Source organism: Pseudomonas sp. GG8, from assembly GCF_052976945.1.
This window is the reverse complement of record NZ_JBRIIP010000001.1, coordinates 5,397,198-5,415,558: the sequence shown is the minus strand read 5'-3', so window position 1 is coordinate 5,415,558 and position 18,361 is coordinate 5,397,198. Positions and strand designations below refer to the sequence as shown.

Genomic DNA, 18,361 nt, shown 5'->3' with positions numbered 1-18,361 from the left:
GTTAATTTCGGCACTGCGAAAACAGTGTCGGAATTTTCTGTTCGGGCTGCGGCCAGACCAAGTAACGGGCATCGGCGTTTCAAACCAAAACCAGGCGACAACGCCAGTTCCTCTCTTCACCCTTGTAGACCGTCATTTCCACCCCCATATTGGGGCGACCGACGCGTGAAGGAATCCAACTTGAGCGAACTTCTCAACCGCCGCCTGGCTCTGCTTAGCGAGCGCACTAACCTCTCCCTGATGGAGCAGTGCCTGCACGGGATTGAGCGTGAATGCCTGCGCGTGACGGGCGAAGCACGCCTGGCGCAGACACCGCACCCGGAACAACTGGGCGCAGCGCTGACCCACGAGCAAATCACGACCGATTACTCCGAGTCGCTGCTTGAGTTCATCACGCCCGCGCTGCCGGACCCGGCCGAAACCCTGTCCAGCCTGGACAAGATCCATCGATTCGCCTACAGCAAGCTCGGCAACGAGTACCTGTGGAGCCCTTCGATGCCGTGTCCGCTGCCAGCCGAAGAAGATATCCCGATTGCCTACTACGGCACCTCGAATATCGGTCAGCTCAAGTACGTCTATCGCAAAGGCCTGGCCTTGCGGTACGGCAAGACCATGCAGTGCATCGCCGGCATTCACTACAACTTCTCCTTGCCGGAAAAAGTCTGGCCGCTGCTCAAGCAGGCCGAAGGCTTTGTCGGCACGGACCGCGACTATCAGTCGGCGTCCTATATCGCCCTGATTCGCAACTTCCGCCGTTACAGCTGGCTACTGATGTACCTGTTCGGCGCCTCGCCGGCACTGGATGCAAGCTTCTTGCGCGGTCGCTCGCATCAGTTGGAGCAATGGGACGCCGACACGCTGTACCTGCCCTACGCCACCAGCCTGCGCATGAGCGATCTGGGCTACCAGAGCAACGCCCAGGCCGGCTTGACCCCGTGCTACAACGACTTGACCAGCTACACCGACAGCCTGCGTAAAGCGGTGGCGACGCCGTATCCGCCGTATGTCGAGATCGGCACCCACAAGGATGGCGAGTGGATTCAGCTCAACACCAACATCCTGCAGATCGAAAACGAGTACTACTCCAACATTCGCCCTAAACGCGTGACCTACTCCGGCGAACGTCCGATTCAGGCGCTGGTGGCCCGTGGCGTGCAATACGTTGAGGTCCGCTGCCTGGACATCAACCCTTTCCTGCCTATGGGTATCGATTTGCAGCAAGCGCGCTTCATCGACGCGTTCGTGCTGTATTGCGCCCTGCAGGACAGCCCGCAACTGGCGAACAACGAATGTACCAACGCAGCCTCGAACTTCCTGACGGTGGTCAAGGAAGGTCGTCGTCCGGGTCTGGAATTGCGGCGTAACGACACCACGATCGACTTGAAAGCCTGGGCCACCGAGTTGCTGGAAAAAATCGCACCGTTGTCGCAGCTACTTGATCAGAGCCACGGCGGCGAAGAACACGTTAAAGCCCTGGCCGCGCAATTGGCCAAGGTCAACGATTCTTCACGGACACCTTCGGCACAAGTGCTGGCAAGCATGACTGAACACAAGGAAGGCTTCACCGCGTTCTCCTTCCGTCAGAGCCAGGTACACGCTGAGTACTTCCGCAGCGAACCGTTGAGCGCTGAAGAACAGTTGCACTTCGAAACCCTGGCCCGCAACTCAATTACCCAACAGGTCGAGCTGGAGCAAACCGAAGAGATTGTCGATTTCGATACGTTTGTCGGTTCGTATCAAGCAAGCATTTTGGCGATCAGTAACTGACGCCATCGCGGCAGGACGTGCAGTTACAAGCACGTTCCGCCGCGATGGACACAGCCCCTACAACGCCTTCTCGAAGATTTTCGAATTGCGCTGATAGTTGTAAAGCGATGCTCGTGCGCTGGGCAGGCGGTCGACGCTGCTCGGCTCAAACCCGCGCTCACGGAACCAATGCGCGGTGCGGGTGGTGAGGACGAACAGGGTCTTCAAGCCCTTCGCCCGGGCCCGGGCTTCAATCCTCTCCAACAGTTCATCGCCACGCCGGCCATGGCGGTATTCCGGACTGACGGCCAGGCAGGCCAACTCGCCAGCATCTGAATCGGCGATCTGGTACAGCGCGGCACAGGCAATGATCAGCCCTTCGCGCTCGACCACGCTGAATTGCTCGATCTCGCGCTCCAGTACTTCGCGCGAACGGCGCACCAGAATCCCCTGCTCTTCCAGCGGAGTGATCAAATCCAGCAAACCGCCGACGTCTTCAATCGCCGCCTCACGCACCAGTTCAAACTGCTCTTGCGCGACCAGCGTGCCGCAACCGTCGCGGGTGAACAGCTCGGTCAACAAAGCACCGTCTTCGGCGTAACTGATGATATGGCTGCGACCGACACCGCCACGGCACGCTTGCGCCGCTGCATCGAGCAGTTCGGCCTGATAGTTGCTCCCCAGCCTTAGCATGTGCGCCGGAACTTGTTGTGGACGCAGCTCGCGCACCAACTTGCCCTGGTCATCCAGCAGGCCGCTCTCGGCACCGAACAGCAGCAATTTATCCGCGCCCAGGTCAATGGCGGCGCGGGTGGCGACGTCTTCGCAGGCGATGTTGAACGTCTCCCCCGTCGGCGAATACCCCAGCGGCGACAACAACACGATGGAGCGCTCGTCGAGCAGGCGGTTGATGCCTTTGCGGTCGACCCGGCGCACTTCGCCTGTGTGGTGATAATCCACGCCTTCGACCACACCAATCGGCCGCGCAGTCACCAGATTGCCACCCGCCACGCGCAAGCGCGAACCCTGCATCGGTGAAGCGGCCATGTCCATGGACAGGCGTGCTTCGATAGCGACACGCAGGGAGCCTACCGCGTCGATGACGCATTCGAGGGTCGCCGCATCGGTGACCCGCAAATTACGATGGAATTGCGGTGTCAGGCCGCGCGCCGCCAGACGGCTTTCAATCTGCGGGCGAGAGCCGTACACCAGCACCAGTCGCACGCCGAGGCTGTGCAACAGCACCAGGTCATGGACGATATTGCCGAAATTCGGATGATCTATACCGTCGCCGGGCAGCATGACAACAAAGGTGCAATCGCGGTGGGCATTGATGTACGGCGAAGCGTGGCGAAGCCAGTTAACGTAGTCGGGCATGACTTGAAGAGCCTGTAAAAGATTGGACGAACGCGTAAGAACACACACAGCACTGTGGTGGTTATCGTCGGAACAGGCTTGGCAACACGCGCATTCTCCTTCTATTTAGAGCCCAACGGCTTCGAAATCACTTGAGCTGACCCGACTCATGCGGGGGTCAGGCAATAATGTTCAACCAACTGACGTAATAGACGCACCGTAGGCTGCAAGCGTGACATTTCAAGGTATTCGCCTGGCTGATGAGCACAGGCAATGTCACCAGGGCCCAAAACCAGGGTTTCGCAGCCCAGGCGCTGAAGATAAGGCGCTTCGGTGCCAAACGCTACTGCCTCGGCGCGATGCCCGGTCAGACGTTCGGCGACGCGCACCAATTCGGCATCGGCGGCCTGTTCGAACGGCGGCACTTCGGGAAACAGCGGCGCATAGTCTATTTGCACCTTATGCAGTTCTGCCAGCGGTTGCAGCTTCTGCCGAATCGCGGCACGCAACACCTGCGGGTCCATGCCCGGCAGGGGCCGCATGTCGAACTCCAGCGAGCATTGACCGCAAATCCGGTTCGGGTTGTCACCGCCATGAATGCACCCGAAGTTCAGGGTCGGCTGTGGCACGCTGAACTGCGGGTTGTGGTATTCGCCTTGCCATTGCTGACGCAGGCCCTTCAATTCGCTGATCGCCGCGTGCATCGCCTCCAGCGCGCTGTGACCCAGACTCGGGTCGGACGAATGGCCGCTGCGGCCGAGAATATTGATGCGCTCCATCATTACGCCCTTGTGCAGGCGAATCGGCTTGAGCCCGGTCGGCTCACCGATCACCGCCGCACGACCCAAAGGACGACCCGCTGCGGCCAACGCTCGAGCGCCGGCCATGGAGCTTTCTTCATCGCAGGTGGCGAGAATCAACAACGGTTGCTTGAACGGTTGATCGAGCAACGGCTGCACTGCATCGATGACCAAGGCAAAGAAGCCTTTCATGTCGCAACTGCCCAGCCCTACCCAACGCCCATCGACCTCGGTCAGTTTGAGCGGATCGGTTTGCCACAGCGCGCCATCGAACGGCACGGTGTCGCTGTGCCCAGCCAATACCAGACCGCCCGGGCCGCTGCCGAAACTCGCCAACAGGTTGAACTTGCCGGGCGACACCTGCTGAATGTCACAGGCAAACCCCAGATCACCCAGCCAGGTCGCCAGCAGATCGATCACGGCACGGTTGGATTGATCCAGCGCGGGCTGGGTGCAACTCACCGACGGCGCTGCAATCAACGCGGAAAACTGGTCTTTCATGGACGGCAAGGGCATGAGTAATCTCCTCGTTTGAGCACCATCATAGGGCTATCGGCCCCCATGAATAAACATGTCCTGTACACTGTTCGGCCTCAGCAGCCACGTATTTGCAGGCTGCGCTCCCGTTATTAGCGATTAGCGCTTGGATTCCCCGGCCATGCAGAAAGAAACCGAAATCAAACTCCGCGTCAGCCGCGAAACCCTCGCCGCCCTGCGCGACCACCCACTGCTGAAAAAGCGCAACAAAAGTGGCTGGGAACGCCTTGAGCTGTTCAATCAGTATTTCGACACGCCTGAACGCGACCTGGCAAATGCCAAAGTGGCCCTGCGCCTGCGCCGTGATGGCGACGCGATCATTCAGACGTTGAAGACTCGCGGGCAAAGCGTTGCTGGCCTGTCCGAGCGCAATGAATACAATTGGGATCTGCCCAAAGCCAAGCTCGACCTTAAAAAGCTCGATGGCGAATGCTGGCCGGAAGAGCTGGCCGAGCTGGATAAAAAGACCATCAAACCGGCGTTCACCACCGACTTCGTCCGCGAACGTGCGGAAATCGCCTGGGGTCGTGGCAAGGCTAAAGTCGTGATTGAAGCTGCTCTGGACCTAGGCCGGGTAGTTGCTGGCAAGCAGGAAGAAGAAATCTGCGAACTGGAGCTGGAACTGCGCGAAGGTGATCCTTCCGCGCTGCTGGAGCTGGCCGCTGAACTGGCTGCCACGCTGCCGTTGATGCCCTGCGACATCAGCAAAGCCGAGCGTGGCTATCGCCTGTTCGACGCCAATAGCTACTCACTGAGCCTACCGGCACCTGAACTGACCGCAGAAATGCCGCTGGACGACGCCTTCGCCGCGCTGGCCTGGCATTTGTTGGCCAGCAGCCAGCGTCTGGCTGAGCAGTACCGTTTCAACGGCCACTGGCGTTTGTTGCAGGATTGGGTGGCGTTGCTGTCCGAACTGCGCGCGTTGGTTGGCAGCCTGGGTCAGGCCGCGCCACGCACCTCGACCCACGAGTTGCGCGCATCGCTGGACGCCTTGCTCGAAGACTGGCGCCCGCTGGTCCAGGCCGGTCAAGACGACCCCGACGTCCGCACCGAAGCGCCCGCCCAGTTCATCGAAGAGCTTACCGACACCCGTTGGGGCCTGTTCTCCTTGAACACCTCGCGCTGGCTGCTGGCTCGCAGTTGGACCGCTGACCGCAACACCCGCGGCAACCGCCAGGGCGCGGCGCAACTGGCTAACTGGGTACCGCGCCTGCTGGCTGAAGAAGCGACTTCGCTGCAATTGGGTCGCTATCAGCAACAACCGGAAGACCTGGCGGAACAACTGCCGCGCATAGAACGCATTCAGGCCTGGCTGCATTTGGCCCGTGGCGTACTGGATTTGCCAGAGTTGGACCGCTTGTACGGCGAGCTGAACAAACTTGAGCAATTGGCGCTTGAGCCGATCAGCGACGAAATCCTCGACGCGCGCGTGCAACAGACCGTTGTGGTGTTCCAAAGCCGCGCATGGAAGACCTTGCTGCGGTTGTAATACCGACTTCACAAATGAATTCGCCCCACAAGGATTGCATGTTTTCCGGGGGAGCGAATTCAAATGCGAATGGCCTGACGCGGTCCACCTGGCACCCCGTCAGCCCAATATCGGCAAACTCGTGGTGGATTTGATCTCTGACAACGCCACCGTCGAGTTGACCTCCTGAATCCCCGGCACCAGCGATAACTTCTCAAAGAAGAACCGCTCATAAGCCTCGATATCCGCAGTCACAATGCGCAGCAAAAAGTCCACCGACCCCATCAGCACATAACACTCCAGCACCTCCGGAAAACCGCGAATGGCTTCGGTAAACTCCGTGAAGTTGGAGCGGCCATGGGCATTGAGTTTTACCTCGGCGAAAATTTGCGTATTGAGGCCGATTTTCTTGCGGTCCAGCAATGTGACCTGACGTCGGATTACCCCCTCATCCTTGAGACGCTGAATGCGCCGCCAACACGGCGATTGCGACAAGCCGACCTGTTCGGCAATTTGCGCGCTGGAGAGCGAAGCGTCTTCCTGCAGCAACGCCAGAATTTTCCGATCATAGAGGTCCAGCTCGCCTTGCATAAAAATCTCCTATTCACAGATAAACCTGCATTAACAAGTCGCAATAAGGCTAATCCAATCGATCATCGATAAGAAATTTCTTTTTCCGTATGCAAAAATCTCCCTCAGTAGAAACAGGAGAGGCCCGCATGCCAACGTTTGAATTTTCAAGTTCCGCGCCACTGCGCCCTGACGTCTGGTCCTCCAGCAATGCCCATACCCGTGCGTACTATCAAATCCTTGCCGAGGCAGAGCCCGACCTTTTATGCCGGGTGCTGAATCTGTTTGCGATGCAGTATTTGATTCCGCAACAGGTCAGCGTTTTGCAGCAAGATCAGATGCTGATGATTGACGTCCAGCTGGACGGATTAAGCTGGCACCGGGCGCAAGTCATTGGCGAAAAAATGCGTAACTTGATCAATATTTGTTCAGTCACCCTGGAACCCAATCCAATTCAGAACGTCTTACCGCAACAGGTAGTTCTGGCCGTCGGATAATGATTCGGTAAATTTTCGCAACCCTTCACCTCGCTCCGGGTAACACATGCGACGCGCCGGGGACTATTCTTGTCTTGCCATTAGCCGGTCAGAGCAGAACTGTCCCAAGGAGCCCGCATGTCCGTCCTCGCCTCAGTTACCCAAGACCGTTGGCTGGATCTCAACGATCTGCTACACGACTTGGTTGCTCAAGGGTTTACCGATCAAGAAAGTGCTGAATACGCGCTCACTCTGCGCCGTTCAGCTCTGAACATTCAATTGCACCCGCTGGAGTTCATCGCCGCCCAACATCTCGATGATTTAAAGCGGCCTGGCAAGAAGCTCGACCTGGAAAGCCTCACCCTCTGGCTCGCGCAGCAGGTCGGTCAGCCTTACCTGCGCATCGATCCGCTGAAGATCGACGTTGCGGCCATCACGCCGCTGATGTCGTACGCTTTTGCCCAACGACACAAGATCCTCGCGGTGGCCGTGGACCGCGAATCGGTGACCATCGCCAGTGCCCAGCCCTTCGTCAGCGCCTGGGAAGCAGACCTGACGCATGTACTGAAATTGCCGATCAAACGCGTAGTCGCCAATCCGGCAGACATCCAGCGTTTGGCCGTGGAGTTTTTCCGGCTGGCGAAGTCGGTCAGCGGTGCCAATGCCTCTGATCTGAAAATGAGCAATCTGGGCAATTTTGAACAGTTGCTCAAGCTCGGCGCCAGTGACCAGGAACCCGACGCCAACGACGCGCACATCGTCAACATCGTCGATTGGCTGTTCCAATATGCGTTCCAGCAGCGTGCCAGCGATATCCATATCGAGCCCCGCCGTGAACAGGGCACCGTGCGTTTTCGCATCGACGGCGTGCTGCACAACGTCTATCAATTTCCAGCCCAAGTCACCATGGCCATCGTCAGCCGCCTGAAAAGCCTGGGGCGAATGAACGTTGCCGAGAAACGCAAACCGCAGGATGGCCGGGTCAAGACCACCACGCCTGAGGGCGGCGAAGTCGAGCTGCGCCTGTCGACCTTGCCCACCGCATTCGGCGAAAAGATGGTGATGCGGATTTTCGACCCGGAAGTGCTGCTGAAAAACTTCGATCAACTGGGCTTTTCCGGCGATGACCTGCGCCGCTGGCAGGACATGACTCAGCAACCCAACGGCATCATTCTGGTCACGGGCCCAACCGGTTCGGGCAAGACCACGACGCTTTATACAACCCTGAAAAAGCTGGCGACCTCGGAGGTCAATCTCTGCACCATTGAAGACCCCATCGAGATGGTCGAGCCGGCGTTCAACCAGATGCAGGTCCAGCACAACATCGACCTGACGTTTGCCAGCGGCGTGCGCGCACTGATGCGTCAGGACCCGGACATCATCATGATCGGCGAAATTCGTGATCTGGAGACCGCAGAAATGGCGATCCAGGCCGCGCTGACCGGCCACCTCGTGCTGTCCACCCTGCACACCAACGACGCGCCGAGCGCCATTAGCCGCCTACTGGAACTGGGCGTGCCCCATTACCTGCTCAAGGCCACCCTCCTCGGCGTCATGGCCCAACGACTGGTGCGCACTCTCTGCCCGCACTGCAAAGCCCCCATCGAGCTGGAAGAAAGCGACTGGCAAACCCTGACCCGCCCGTGGCAAGCACCTGTCCCGAGCGGTGCTCAACGCGCTGTCGGCTGCGTAGAATGTCGCGACACCGGGTATCGCGGCCGCGCCGGAGTGTACGAAATCATGTTGATGTCCGACAGCGTCAAAGCCCTGATCAGCGCCGACCTCGACCTCACCGCCATACGCCGCCAAGCCTTCAAGGAAGGCATGCGCAGCTTGCGCTTGTCCGGCGCGCAGAAAATATCCGCCGGGCTGACCACGCTCGAAGAGGTGTTGCGGGTAACGCCGCAGAGTGAGCAGCGGTGATGGTTATCCTTGTCTGACACACTGTCATCGCGAATGAATTGGCTCCACACTGGACAGCACATGTCCTGTGGAAGCCAATGTATTCGGCACATTTTGTACAAATCTATTCTGAATTATATCGCCATCACCCTCGTATTTCTGCCTAAATGAGCCGTTCATCACCAGACAATCCATAACCAAAACAGGGAACCGTTATGCAAATCGGTAGTGTGCTTTTACTTTTCGTCGGGCTGGCGATTGCCATTGTGTTCATGGGTTTCAAGGTGGTGCCGCAAGGTTATCAATGGACGGTGGAACGCTTTGGCCGTTATACCAATACCCTGAAACCGGGCCTCAACATCATCGTGCCGGTGATGGACCGTATCGGGCGCAAGATCAATGTGATGGAAAGCGTGCTGGATATCCCGCCGCAGGAAGTCATCACCGCTGACAACGCCACGGTGCAGATTGATGCGGTGTGCTTCTTTCAGGTGGTCAACACCGCGCAGGCCGCGTACGAGGTGAATAACCTCGAGCACGCGATCCGTAACCTGCTGCAAACCAATATCCGTACGGTGCTCGGCTCCATGGAACTGGATGCCATGCTTAGTCAGCGCGACGGCATCAATGAAAAGCTGCTGCGCACTGTCGATGAAGCGACCGCGCCATGGGGAATAAAGATCACCCGGATCGAGATCAAGGACATCAGCCCGCCCGCCGATCTGATGGCTGCAATGTCCGGGCAGATGAAAGCGGAGCGGATCAAGCGCGCGCAGATTCTGGAAGCAGAAGGCCTTCGGGCATCGGCGATTCTCACCGCTGAAGGCAAGAAGCAGGCACAGATCCTCGAAGCCGAAGGCGGTCGTCAGGCGGCGTTCCTTGAATCCGAGGCGCGGGAGCGTCAAGCCGAAGCAGAGGCACGGGCCACCCAAGTGGTGTCCGAAGCGATTGCCAACGGCAACGTGCAGGCGATCAACTATTTTGTCGCACAGAAATACATCGATGCGCTGGGTAAACTCGCGTCAGCCAACAACAGCAAAGTGATCTTGATGCCACTCGAAGCCAGTCAAGTGATTGGTGCCGTGGGCGGTATCGGCGAGATCGTCAAAGCTACCTTCGACACTAAAAAGGGCTGAGGCGCGACCCATGATCTGGGACTACCTGCAACACCTGTCGTTCTGGGACTGGCTGGGGCTGGGCACGGTGTTGCTGATTCTTGAAGTGTTCGGCGCTGGCGGCTATTTGCTGTGGATCGGTGTCGCAGCGGCAGGCGTCGGGGTTATCAGCTTTTTGATCCCCGCGCTGCCATGGACCCTGCAATTTCTGTTGTTCGGTCTGCTTTCGGTCCTGACGGCGTTGTATTGGTGGCGGCGTCAACGCAACGTGGTTCGTCCTTCGGATCAACCGGGTCTGAACATGCGCGGGCAAGAACTGATCGGGCACACGTTTGTGGTCCAGAGTGCGATTGTCGGCGGACGCGGAAAGATCAAAGTGAATGATGGCGTGTGGATGGTAATCGGCCCCGACTTGCCGGTGGGCAGTCAGGTGCGGGTAGTCAGACAGGAAGGCGCTATTTTGAGAGTTGAAGCTATATCCTGAGTCAGGTACGGAACTCCGACGAGGCTTCGACAATCCAATCTTTTAGAACAACCACGTCGGAGTCACCTATCATGCGCCTTAAGCTTGCAGTATTTACATTGGCTTTGCTTTCACTCCCCGTCGGGTCAGCAATGGCAGACGGATTCTTGCGAGACGTGCTTTCATCAGGCGCCACAACAGCTTCCACATACCTGACCTTCAGACATGACCGTAAGCTGATCGTTGCCGCTCAGGATGATGCGGGTAGCTTCGTCGCCAGCGAAGGTGGTATCCGCGGTCCGTTCCTGGAAGCTGCCATGGAACAGGTACGTACCGATAACCCAGGGCTCAAAGCCACGGACATGGAACTGGCGAACGCGATTCTGACAAAGAATCTGGTTGCCGCCGAATGATTCATGACTGACCGCTAGCGCACATTGAAATGCCGCTCATCGAGCGGCATTTTTTATGGCCACTACTTAGCGATATTCATCCACCGGCACGCAGGCGCAGAACAGATTCCGGTCACCGTAAACGTTGTCTACCCGGTTCACCGCGGGCCAATACTTGTGCAGCCGTGTATGCCGAGTGGGCGTGACTGCCTGGGCGATGCTGTACGGGCGTTCCCAGATGCCGGTGATGTCAGCCAGGGTATGCGGTGCGCCCTTCAACGGATTGTTTTCGCCAGGCCAACTGCCGTTTTGCACCTCGGTGATTTCCGCGCGAATACTGAGCATCGCCTCGATAAAGCGATCCAGTTCTGCCTTGGACTCACTTTCAGTGGGCTCGATCATCAAGGTGCCGGGGACAGGGAATGACATGGTCGGCGCGTGAAAACCATAATCCATCAGGCGCTTGGCGACGTCCTCTTCGCTGATCCCCGTTTGCGCCTTGATCGGACGCAAATCAATGATGCACTCGTGCGCGACGCGGTCATTGCGGCCGCTGTAGAGCAGCGGGAACGCGCCACCCAATTGCTGCGCCAGATAATTCGCGCTGAGGATCGCCACTTCACTGGCATCCGCCAATTGCGGGCCCATCATCGCGATGTACATCCAACTGATCGGCAAAATGCTTGCGCTGCCCCAAGGCGCAGCGCTGACAGCCGTATTCTGCGGGTTCGGCCCTTCCAGCGGGACCACCGGGTGGTTGGCCACAAACGGCGCCAAATGGGCGCGCACGCCAATCGGCCCCATGCCTGGACCGCCACCGCCATGCGGGATACAGAACGTTTTGTGCAGGTTCATGTGCGACACATCGGCACCGATGTCTGCTGGCCGGGCCAGCCCGACCTGGGCGTTGAGGTTGGCGCCATCCATGTACACCTGGCCGCCATGGCTGTGAATAATCTCGCAGATATCGCGAATGCCTTCTTCATACACGCCATGGGTAGAGGGATAGGTGACCATCAGGCACGACAACGTGTCCCCCGCTTCTTGCGCCTTGGCTTTCAAGTCAGCAAGGTCAACGTTACCCGCCTTGTCGCACTCAACGATCACCACGTGCATACCGGCCATCTGAGCCGATGCCGGGTTGGTGCCATGCGCCGACGAAGGGATAAGGCAAATCTCACGCTTATCCTCATGACGGCTCAGGTGGTATTTGTGGATCGCCAGCAGCCCGGCATATTCGCCTTGCGCGCCGGAGTTGGGTTGCATGCAAACAGCGTCGAAACCGGTGATCGCGCACAGCCAGGCTTCGAGTTCGTCAATCATGGAGGTGTAACCGAGCGCCTGTTCACGTGGAACGAAAGGATGCAGATTGGCGAACTCGGGCCAGGTAATAGGGATCATTTCGCTGGTGGCGTTGAGTTTCATGGTGCACGAACCGAGGGGAATCATTGACTGGTCCAGCGCCAGGTCCTTGTTCTCCAGCTGCTTGAGGTAACGCAGCATCTCGGTTTCGCTGTGATGCATGCTGAACACCGGATGGGTCAGGTACGCCGAGGTGCGCAGCAACGCGCCGGGAATGCCTGATTCCAGAGTTTCCGCGTCCAGTTCGGCGATGTTAAGCCCATGATCGGCCCCCAGAAATATATCGAACAGGCGCTCTACGGTCGCCTCGCTGCAACGTTCATCCAGGCTCAGCCCCAGCTTGCCGTCCCCAAGAATGCGCAGGTTAATCTGTACATCCCTGGCGCTGTCGAGGATCGCGCTCTGGCTACCGCCGACATCCAGGGTCAAGGTGTCGAAGAACCGCCTGTTGATGCGCTGCAGCCCTTTGCGCGCTAAACCCGCAGCCAGAATGGTCGTCAGCCGGTGAACCCGCTGGGCGATGCGTTTGAGCCCTTCAGGCCCGTGATACACCGCATAGAAGCTGGCGATATTGGCCAGCAAGACTTGCGCGGTGCAGATATTGGAGTTGGCCTTCTCGCGGCGGATATGCTGTTCACGGGTTTGCAGGGCCATGCGCAAAGCCACGTTGCCACGCGCGTCTTTGGACACACCGATGATCCGCCCCGGCATTGCACGTTTGAACTCATCGCGACAGGCAAAATAGGCCGCGTGCGGGCCGCCATAGCCCATCGGTACGCCAAAACGTTGCGACGAACCAAATACCACGTCGGCGCCCATTTCTCCCGGCGGGGTCAGCAGCAACAGGCTAAGCAGGTCAGCCGACACGCAGGCCAGCGCTTGCTGGACATGCAGTTGCTCGATCAACGGGCGCAGGTCGCGAATTTCTCCGTGGGTATCCGGGTATTGCAGCAGCGCACCAAAGACCTTGTGCCTGGAGAGATTGTCCACCGAATCGATGATCAGTTCGAAGCCGAAACCTTGCGCCCGCGTCTGAACCACGGAAATAGTTTGCGGGTGGCAGTTTTCGTCGACGAAAAACAAGTTGCTTCTGGACTTGGCGACGCGCTTGGCCAGGGCCATGGCCTCGGCGGCAGCGGTGGCTTCGTCGAGCAAGGAGGCGTTGGCCAGTTCCAGACCCGTCAGGTCGATGGTCAGTTGCTGAAAATTCAACAGCGATTCAAGGCGGCCTTGAGCGATCTCGGGCTGATAAGGCGTATAGGCGGTGTACCAGCCAGGATTTTCCAGGACGTTGCGCACAATCACGGTCGGCGTGAGGGTGCCGTGGTAGCCCATGCCGATCAGGCTGGTCCACACCTGATTCTGCTCGGCGTAGCCTTTGAGCTTGGCCAGCGCGGCGTCCTCGTCGAGCGCGGCAGGCAACTCCAGCGCCCGATTGAAGCGGATGGCCGGCGGCACCGTCTGCTCGATCAGTTCCGTTCGGCTGGTCACGCCAAGTGTTTCGAGCATAGCCTGCTGCTCCCTGGCATCCGGGCCAAGGTGGCGCCGCAGGAAGACATTCGGGTCTTGCAACTGGCTCAAGGACGGCAACTGGGACATGACGGCGCTCTCTTATAAGACAAAGCCTCGACAGGTCGAGGCCTATTGAGTCTAGGAAGAGATTGCCATTTGTGTAGAGAAACTATCTATACACTGTTCACGCGGCCCTTCTTTGCGCTAAATCGTTACTCGCCAATCGCGCTTTTATAAGCCGCTGCGTCCAGCAGTTTTTCCATCTCGGCGGTGTTGCCTGGCTTGACCTTGAAGATCCACGCCCCGTATGGGTCGCTGTTCAACAGCTCCGGGGAGCCACCCAGGCCTTCGTTGGTCGCAATCACTTCACCCGACACTGGCGAGTAAATATCCGACGCTGCTTTAACCGACTCGACCACGCCCGCTGTATCGCCAGCGGCAAACACTGTGCCGATTTCCGGCAGTTCGACGTACACGACATCACCCAAGGCTTCCTGAGCGTGGTCGGAGATACCAACGGTTACCGTGCCGTCAGTTTCAAGGCGAGCCCATTCGTGGCTTTCGGCAAAACGCAGATCAGCGGGGATATTGCTCATATAGTCATCCTCTACATCAGGTCAGCGGAAAAACCGCCAGAGAAAGTTAGATCAAGGCTTTGCCATGACGTACGAAATTAGGTTGTACCACGCGAACCGGATACCACTTGCCGCGGATTTCCACCTCGGCCCGGTCAGCGGTCGCCATTGGCACACGCGCCAAGGCAATCGATTTGCTTAGCGTAGGCGAGAAACTACCACTGGTGATCTCTCCTTCGCCAACTTCTGCGATTCGGACGACCTGATGGGCGCGCAATACCCCGCGTTCCTCCAGCACCAGCCCGACCAGCTTGAGCTTCACGCCCGCAGCCCGCTCTTTTTCAACCGCGGTGCGCCCGATGAAATCACGCTCGGCAGGCTCCCAGGCGATGGTCCAGGCCATGTTGGCCGCCAACGGCGATACCTGCTCGTCTATATCCTGGCCATAAAGGTTCATCCCGGCCTCAAGGCGCAACGTATCGCGTGCGCCCAGGCCGATAGGCGAAATACCCGCGCCGACCAGATCGTTGAAAAACCCTGGGGCTTGAGCCGCGGGCAGAATGATTTCCAGGCCGTCTTCACCGGTGTAACCGGTACGGGCGATGAACCAGTCGCCTTCGCTGCGCCCTTCGAAGGGCTGCAGATGCTGGATCAATGCACCGCGTGCGCTGGTCACCAGTTCGGCGATTTTGTGTCGCGCGTGGGGGCCTTGAATCGCTAACATCGCGAGGTCGCTACGCTCGACCAGTTGGACCTCGAAGCCCGCCAGATGCGCGTGCATCCAGGCAAGGTCCTTGGCGCCAGTCGCCGCATTTACCACCAGACGATAACCACTGTCGGTGAGATAGACGAGCATGTCGTCGATCACACCACCCTCGGTGTTGAGCATTGCACTGTACAGCGCTCGGCCAGGCTCAAGCAGGCGACCGACGTCATTCGCCAGTAAATACTGGAGCCAGGCCTTGGCCTGACTGCCAGCGATGTCGATGACGGTCATATGAGAAACATCGAAAACCCCACAGTCGCGGCGCACTTGATGGTGCTCCTCGACTTGTGAGCCGTAATGCAACGGCATATCCCAACCACCAAAATCGACCATCTTGGCGCCAAGTGCGACGTGCAGGTCAAAGAGGGGCGTACGCTGTCCCATGGGTTTCTCCTTCCGGGCGTGGCGAAGGTGCGGAGAGGCGCGACACCGGGCAAAGCCTCTAAAACAGAGGCTTCCAGCAGGTTTCAACGACCCGACGAGTCTGACAGACCGCACCGATTGCGGCGCATTGTATCCGCATGGTGATGGGCCCGCACCTAGCCGATCTGACGGGCCGAACGCCGGATCAAACCGATGACCGGTAGCAACCCCACCAGAATCAGGGTCAGCGCGGGTAACGCGGCTCTCGCCCACTCGCCTTCACTGGTCATCTCGAAGATTCGTACCGCCAGGGTATCCCACCCAAATGGACGCATCAGCAAGGTTGCCGGCATCTCTTTCAGCACATCGACGAAGACCAGCAGCGCAGCGCTCAAGGCGCCGGGCACCAGTAATGGCAGGTAAACCTTGAAGAACAACCGTGGGCCGCTGACCCCCAGACTGCGCGCGGCTTCTGGAAGCGAAGGCCGGATGCGCGCCAGGCTATTTTCCAGCGGCCCATAGGCCACCGCAATGAACCGCACCAGATAGGCCAGCAGTAATGCCGCCAGACTCCCCAGCAGCAACGGCTTGCCAGCCCCGCCGAGCAAAGTCGACAGCGGGATGACCAACTCGCGATCCAGATAGCTGAACGCCAGCATGATCGACACGGCCAACACCGAACCCGGCAGCGCATAACCCAGATTCGCCAGGCTCACGCCAGAGCGGATCGCCTGGGTCGGCGCCAAACGGCGGGCGAAGGCCAGGATCAGCGCCACACTGACAGTGATCAGTGCTGCCATGCTGCCCAAATACAGGGTGTGCAGGATTAGCCCGGTGTAGCGCTCATCCAGATCGAAGCGGCCGCGCTGCCAGACCCACACGACCAATTGCAGCAGCGGAATCACAAACGCGCAGACAAACACCAAGCCGCACCAGGCACTGGCGGCCAGCGCTTTCAAACCGCGCAGGTGGTACAGCGCCTTGACCCTGGGGCGCTCGTTACTCGGGCGGCTTGCACCACGGGCACGGCGCTCGCCATACAGCACGACCATCACTGCCAGCAGCAACAGGCTCGCCAACTGCGCCGCGCTGGAGAGACTGAAGAAGCCGTACCAGGTTTTGTAGATGGCGGTGGTGAAGGTGTCAAAGTTGAACACGGCCACGGCACCGAAGTCCGCCAGCGTCTCCATCAGCGCCAACGCCACACCTGCGCCTATCGCGGGCCTCGCCATGGGCAACGCCACTCGCCAGAACGCCTGCCAGGGCGATTGGCCGAGCACTCGCGCCGCTTCCATCAAGCCCTTGCCCTGCGCAAGGAACGCCGTGCGCGCCAGCAGATACACATACGGGTAGAACACCAACACCAGGACGATGATCACCCCGCCGGTGGATCGCACGCGCGGCAGGCGCAGGCCGCTGCCAAACACGTCGCGCAGCAGGGTTTGCACCGGCCCGGCGAAATCCAGCAGGCCGACGAAGACGAACGCCAGCACATAGGCCGGAATCGCAAACGGCAACATCAATGCCCAATCCAGCCAGCGACGGCCGGGAAACTCGCACAAGCTGGTCAGCCACGCGAGGCTGACACCGAGCACGGTCACCCCGATACCGACGCCCACGATGAGCTGCAAAGTGTTGCCCAACAGGCGCGGCATCTGGGTTTCCCACAAATGCCCCCAGATTTGCTGATCGATGGTTTGCCAGGACAGCAGCAACACACTCACCGGCAACAGCACCAACGCCGCGATGGCAAAGACCAGCGGGTACCAACGGCGTTGTGCGGAATGGGCCACGGAGGGTTCTCAAAAGAGGGGAAATACGAAAAGTGCCATCGCGGGCAAGCGCGCCTACAGCAGATTGCGACCTGTAGGCGCGCGTTCGCCCGCGATCCAGGCGACAGGGTATGCCTGGCTAACTCAATTCCAGCCAGCGCGATCCATCATGCGGATAGCTTCAGCCTGACGCTTGCCTGCCACTTCGACGGGGATAGTATCCGCCTTGAAGGCGCCCCAGCTGGCGACTTCTGCCGATGGCGCAACGGCTGGGTTAGCAGGGAACTCCTGATTGATGTCCGCAAAGATTTTCTGCGCTTGCGGCTTGGTCATCCACTCGACCAATGCCTTGGCCGCTTCAGGATGCGGTGCGTGCTGGGTCAAGCCGACGCCCGAAAGATTGACGTGAACGCCACGATCCGACTGATTGGGCCAGAACAACTTCACCGCCAGTTTCGGGTTCTGCTTGTGCAGACGACCGTAGTAGTAAGTGTTGACGATGCCGACATCACACTGCCCGGCGTTGATCGCTTCCAGCACAGCGATGTCATCGGAGAACACGTCGGTCGACAGGTTATTGACCCAACCCTTGAGGATATTTTCGGACTGCTCGGCACCGTGGGTTTCGATCAGGGTCGCCGTCAGCGATTGGTTGTAGACCTTCTTCGCCGTACGCAGGCACAGGCGCCCTTCCCAATTTTTGTCCGCCAGCGCTTCGTAGGTGGACAAGTCAGCCGGTTTGACCCGGTCGGTGGAGTAGGCGATGGTCCGCGCGCGCAGGCTCAGACCGGTCCAGCTGTGGGTGGACGAGCGGTATTGTTTAGGAATGTTGGCGTCGATCACGGGTGAGGTAAACGGCTGGAGAATGCCCATTTGCTCGGCTTGCCACAGGTTACCGGCGTCGACCGTGAGCAGCAGGTCCGCCGTGGCGTTCTTGCCCTCGGCCTTGATCCGTTGCATCAGCGGCGCTTCCTTGTCCGTGATGAACTTTATCTTGACCCCGGTTTCAGCGGTGTAAGCGTCGAATACCGGTTTGATCAGCTCATCGATACGCGATGAGTACACCACTACCTCATCGGCGGCCTGGGCGGCGCTGCCGAGCACTGTCAGTGCCAAGGCAGTCAGAATACGCTTGCTTACCTGCATGGGAGTGGTCTCGTGTCAGAAAATTGAGTCGAAATGGTAG

Annotated in this window: 15 protein-coding genes; 7 read left to right on the top strand and 8 right to left on the bottom strand. The window is 58.9% G+C overall.

Going from position 1 to position 18,361, the window contains the following annotated elements:
* Positions 1–180 precede the first annotated feature (180 nt).
* Positions 181–1,767 carry a glutamate--cysteine ligase gene (gshA, locus tag ACVBEG_RS25490; RefSeq protein ID WP_322176919.1) on the top strand — a complete coding sequence of 529 codons (1,587 nt, stop codon included), beginning with the start codon at positions 181–183 and terminating at the stop codon, positions 1,765–1,767.
* Between the two features lie 57 nt (positions 1,768–1,824).
* Here gshA and argA read toward each other — a convergent pair whose 3' ends face one another.
* On the bottom strand, positions 1,825–3,123 hold the full coding sequence (argA, locus tag ACVBEG_RS25485; RefSeq protein ID WP_322176920.1) for an amino-acid N-acetyltransferase: 1,299 nt from the start codon (positions 3,121–3,123) through the stop codon (positions 1,825–1,827).
* A gap of 146 nt (positions 3,124–3,269) precedes the next feature.
* Positions 3,270–4,418 carry an acetylornithine deacetylase gene (gene argE / locus ACVBEG_RS25480; RefSeq protein ID WP_447108401.1) on the bottom strand — a complete coding sequence of 383 codons (1,149 nt, stop codon included), beginning with the start codon at positions 4,416–4,418 and terminating at the stop codon, positions 3,270–3,272.
* 142 nt (positions 4,419–4,560) lie between these two features.
* Here argE and ACVBEG_RS25475 point away from each other — a divergent pair, with 142 nt between their 5' ends.
* Positions 4,561–5,928 carry a CYTH domain-containing protein gene (locus ACVBEG_RS25475; protein ID WP_322176922.1) on the top strand — a complete coding sequence of 456 codons (1,368 nt, stop codon included), beginning with the start codon at positions 4,561–4,563 and terminating at the stop codon, positions 5,926–5,928.
* A gap of 99 nt (positions 5,929–6,027) precedes the next feature.
* Here ACVBEG_RS25475 and ACVBEG_RS25470 read toward each other — a convergent pair whose 3' ends face one another.
* Positions 6,028–6,498: an Lrp/AsnC family transcriptional regulator gene (locus ACVBEG_RS25470; RefSeq protein WP_322176923.1), complete on the bottom strand. Its 471-nt coding sequence runs from the start codon at positions 6,496–6,498 to the stop codon at positions 6,028–6,030.
* 128 nt (positions 6,499–6,626) lie between these two features.
* On the opposite strand from ACVBEG_RS25470, the gene ACVBEG_RS25465 reads away from it, so the two are divergent.
* The 5 genes from ACVBEG_RS25465 (at position 6,627) to ACVBEG_RS25445 (ending at position 10,846) form a co-directional block, all read left to right on the top strand.
* Entirely contained in the window at positions 6,627–6,974 is a 348-nt protein-coding gene (locus ACVBEG_RS25465; RefSeq protein ID WP_322176924.1) for a hypothetical protein, read from the top strand.
* A 117-nt stretch (positions 6,975–7,091) separates the two neighbouring features.
* A complete protein-coding gene (locus ACVBEG_RS25460) occupies positions 7,092–8,876 on the top strand; it encodes a GspE/PulE family protein (protein WP_322176925.1) in 1,785 nt (594 codons plus the stop codon).
* A gap of 194 nt (positions 8,877–9,070) precedes the next feature.
* Positions 9,071–9,991: an SPFH domain-containing protein gene (locus ACVBEG_RS25455; protein WP_219062944.1), complete on the top strand. Its 921-nt coding sequence runs from the start codon at positions 9,071–9,073 to the stop codon at positions 9,989–9,991.
* 13 nt (positions 9,992–10,004) lie between these two features.
* A complete protein-coding gene (locus tag ACVBEG_RS25450) occupies positions 10,005–10,454 on the top strand; it encodes an NfeD family protein (RefSeq protein ID WP_322182932.1) in 450 nt (149 codons plus the stop codon).
* Positions 10,455–10,525: 71 nt separating this feature from the next.
* Positions 10,526–10,846, top strand: a complete 321-nt coding sequence (locus ACVBEG_RS25445) for a DUF2388 domain-containing protein (RefSeq protein WP_322176926.1) — start codon at positions 10,526–10,528, stop codon at positions 10,844–10,846.
* Between the two features lie 66 nt (positions 10,847–10,912).
* On the opposite strand, the gene gcvP is transcribed toward ACVBEG_RS25445, so the two are convergent.
* The 5 genes from gcvP to ACVBEG_RS25420 form a co-directional block, all read right to left on the bottom strand.
* Positions 10,913–13,786 (bottom strand): aminomethyl-transferring glycine dehydrogenase, encoded by a 2,874-nt coding sequence (gcvP, locus tag ACVBEG_RS25440; RefSeq protein WP_447108400.1) that lies wholly within the window; start codon positions 13,784–13,786, stop codon positions 10,913–10,915.
* A 125-nt stretch (positions 13,787–13,911) separates the two neighbouring features.
* Positions 13,912–14,295 (bottom strand): glycine cleavage system protein GcvH, encoded by a 384-nt coding sequence (gcvH, locus tag ACVBEG_RS25435; RefSeq protein ID WP_322176928.1) that lies wholly within the window; start codon positions 14,293–14,295, stop codon positions 13,912–13,914.
* Between the two features lie 46 nt (positions 14,296–14,341).
* On the bottom strand, positions 14,342–15,424 hold the full coding sequence (gcvT, locus tag ACVBEG_RS25430; protein ID WP_322176929.1) for a glycine cleavage system aminomethyltransferase GcvT: 1,083 nt from the start codon (positions 15,422–15,424) through the stop codon (positions 14,342–14,344).
* A 155-nt stretch (positions 15,425–15,579) separates the two neighbouring features.
* On the bottom strand, positions 15,580–17,196 hold the full coding sequence (locus ACVBEG_RS25425; protein WP_322176930.1) for an ABC transporter permease: 1,617 nt from the start codon (positions 17,194–17,196) through the stop codon (positions 15,580–15,582).
* Between the two features lie 123 nt (positions 17,197–17,319).
* Positions 17,320–18,321, bottom strand: a complete 1,002-nt coding sequence (locus tag ACVBEG_RS25420) for an extracellular solute-binding protein (RefSeq protein ID WP_447108399.1) — start codon at positions 18,319–18,321, stop codon at positions 17,320–17,322.
* Positions 18,322–18,361 lie beyond the last annotated feature (40 nt).

Excerpts from the sequence above, each read along its gene's own strand:
- ACVBEG_RS25460 (WP_322176925.1), top strand. The coding sequence starts at position 7,092 with ATGTCCGTCCTCGCCTCAGTTACCCAAGACCGTTGGCTGGATCTCAAC.
- gcvH (WP_322176928.1), bottom strand. The coding sequence starts at position 14,295 with ATGAGCAATATCCCCGCTGATCTGCGTTTTGCCGAAAGCCACGAATGG.
- ACVBEG_RS25470 (WP_322176923.1), bottom strand. The coding sequence starts at position 6,498 with ATGCAAGGCGAGCTGGACCTCTATGATCGGAAAATTCTGGCGTTGCTG.
- ACVBEG_RS25445 (WP_322176926.1), top strand. The coding sequence starts at position 10,526 with ATGCGCCTTAAGCTTGCAGTATTTACATTGGCTTTGCTTTCACTCCCC.
- argA (WP_322176920.1), bottom strand. The coding sequence starts at position 3,123 with ATGCCCGACTACGTTAACTGGCTTCGCCACGCTTCGCCGTACATCAAT.
- ACVBEG_RS25420 (WP_447108399.1), bottom strand. The coding sequence starts at position 18,321 with ATGCAGGTAAGCAAGCGTATTCTGACTGCCTTGGCACTGACAGTGCTC.
- gcvT (WP_322176929.1), bottom strand. The coding sequence starts at position 15,424 with ATGGGACAGCGTACGCCCCTCTTTGACCTGCACGTCGCACTTGGCGCC.
- ACVBEG_RS25455 (WP_219062944.1), top strand. The coding sequence starts at position 9,071 with ATGCAAATCGGTAGTGTGCTTTTACTTTTCGTCGGGCTGGCGATTGCC.
- ACVBEG_RS25465 (WP_322176924.1), top strand. The coding sequence starts at position 6,627 with ATGCCAACGTTTGAATTTTCAAGTTCCGCGCCACTGCGCCCTGACGTC.
- argE (WP_447108401.1), bottom strand. The coding sequence starts at position 4,418 with ATGCCCTTGCCGTCCATGAAAGACCAGTTTTCCGCGTTGATTGCAGCG.
- ACVBEG_RS25475 (WP_322176922.1), top strand. The coding sequence starts at position 4,561 with ATGCAGAAAGAAACCGAAATCAAACTCCGCGTCAGCCGCGAAACCCTC.
- gcvP (WP_447108400.1), bottom strand. The coding sequence starts at position 13,786 with ATGTCCCAGTTGCCGTCCTTGAGCCAGTTGCAAGACCCGAATGTCTTC.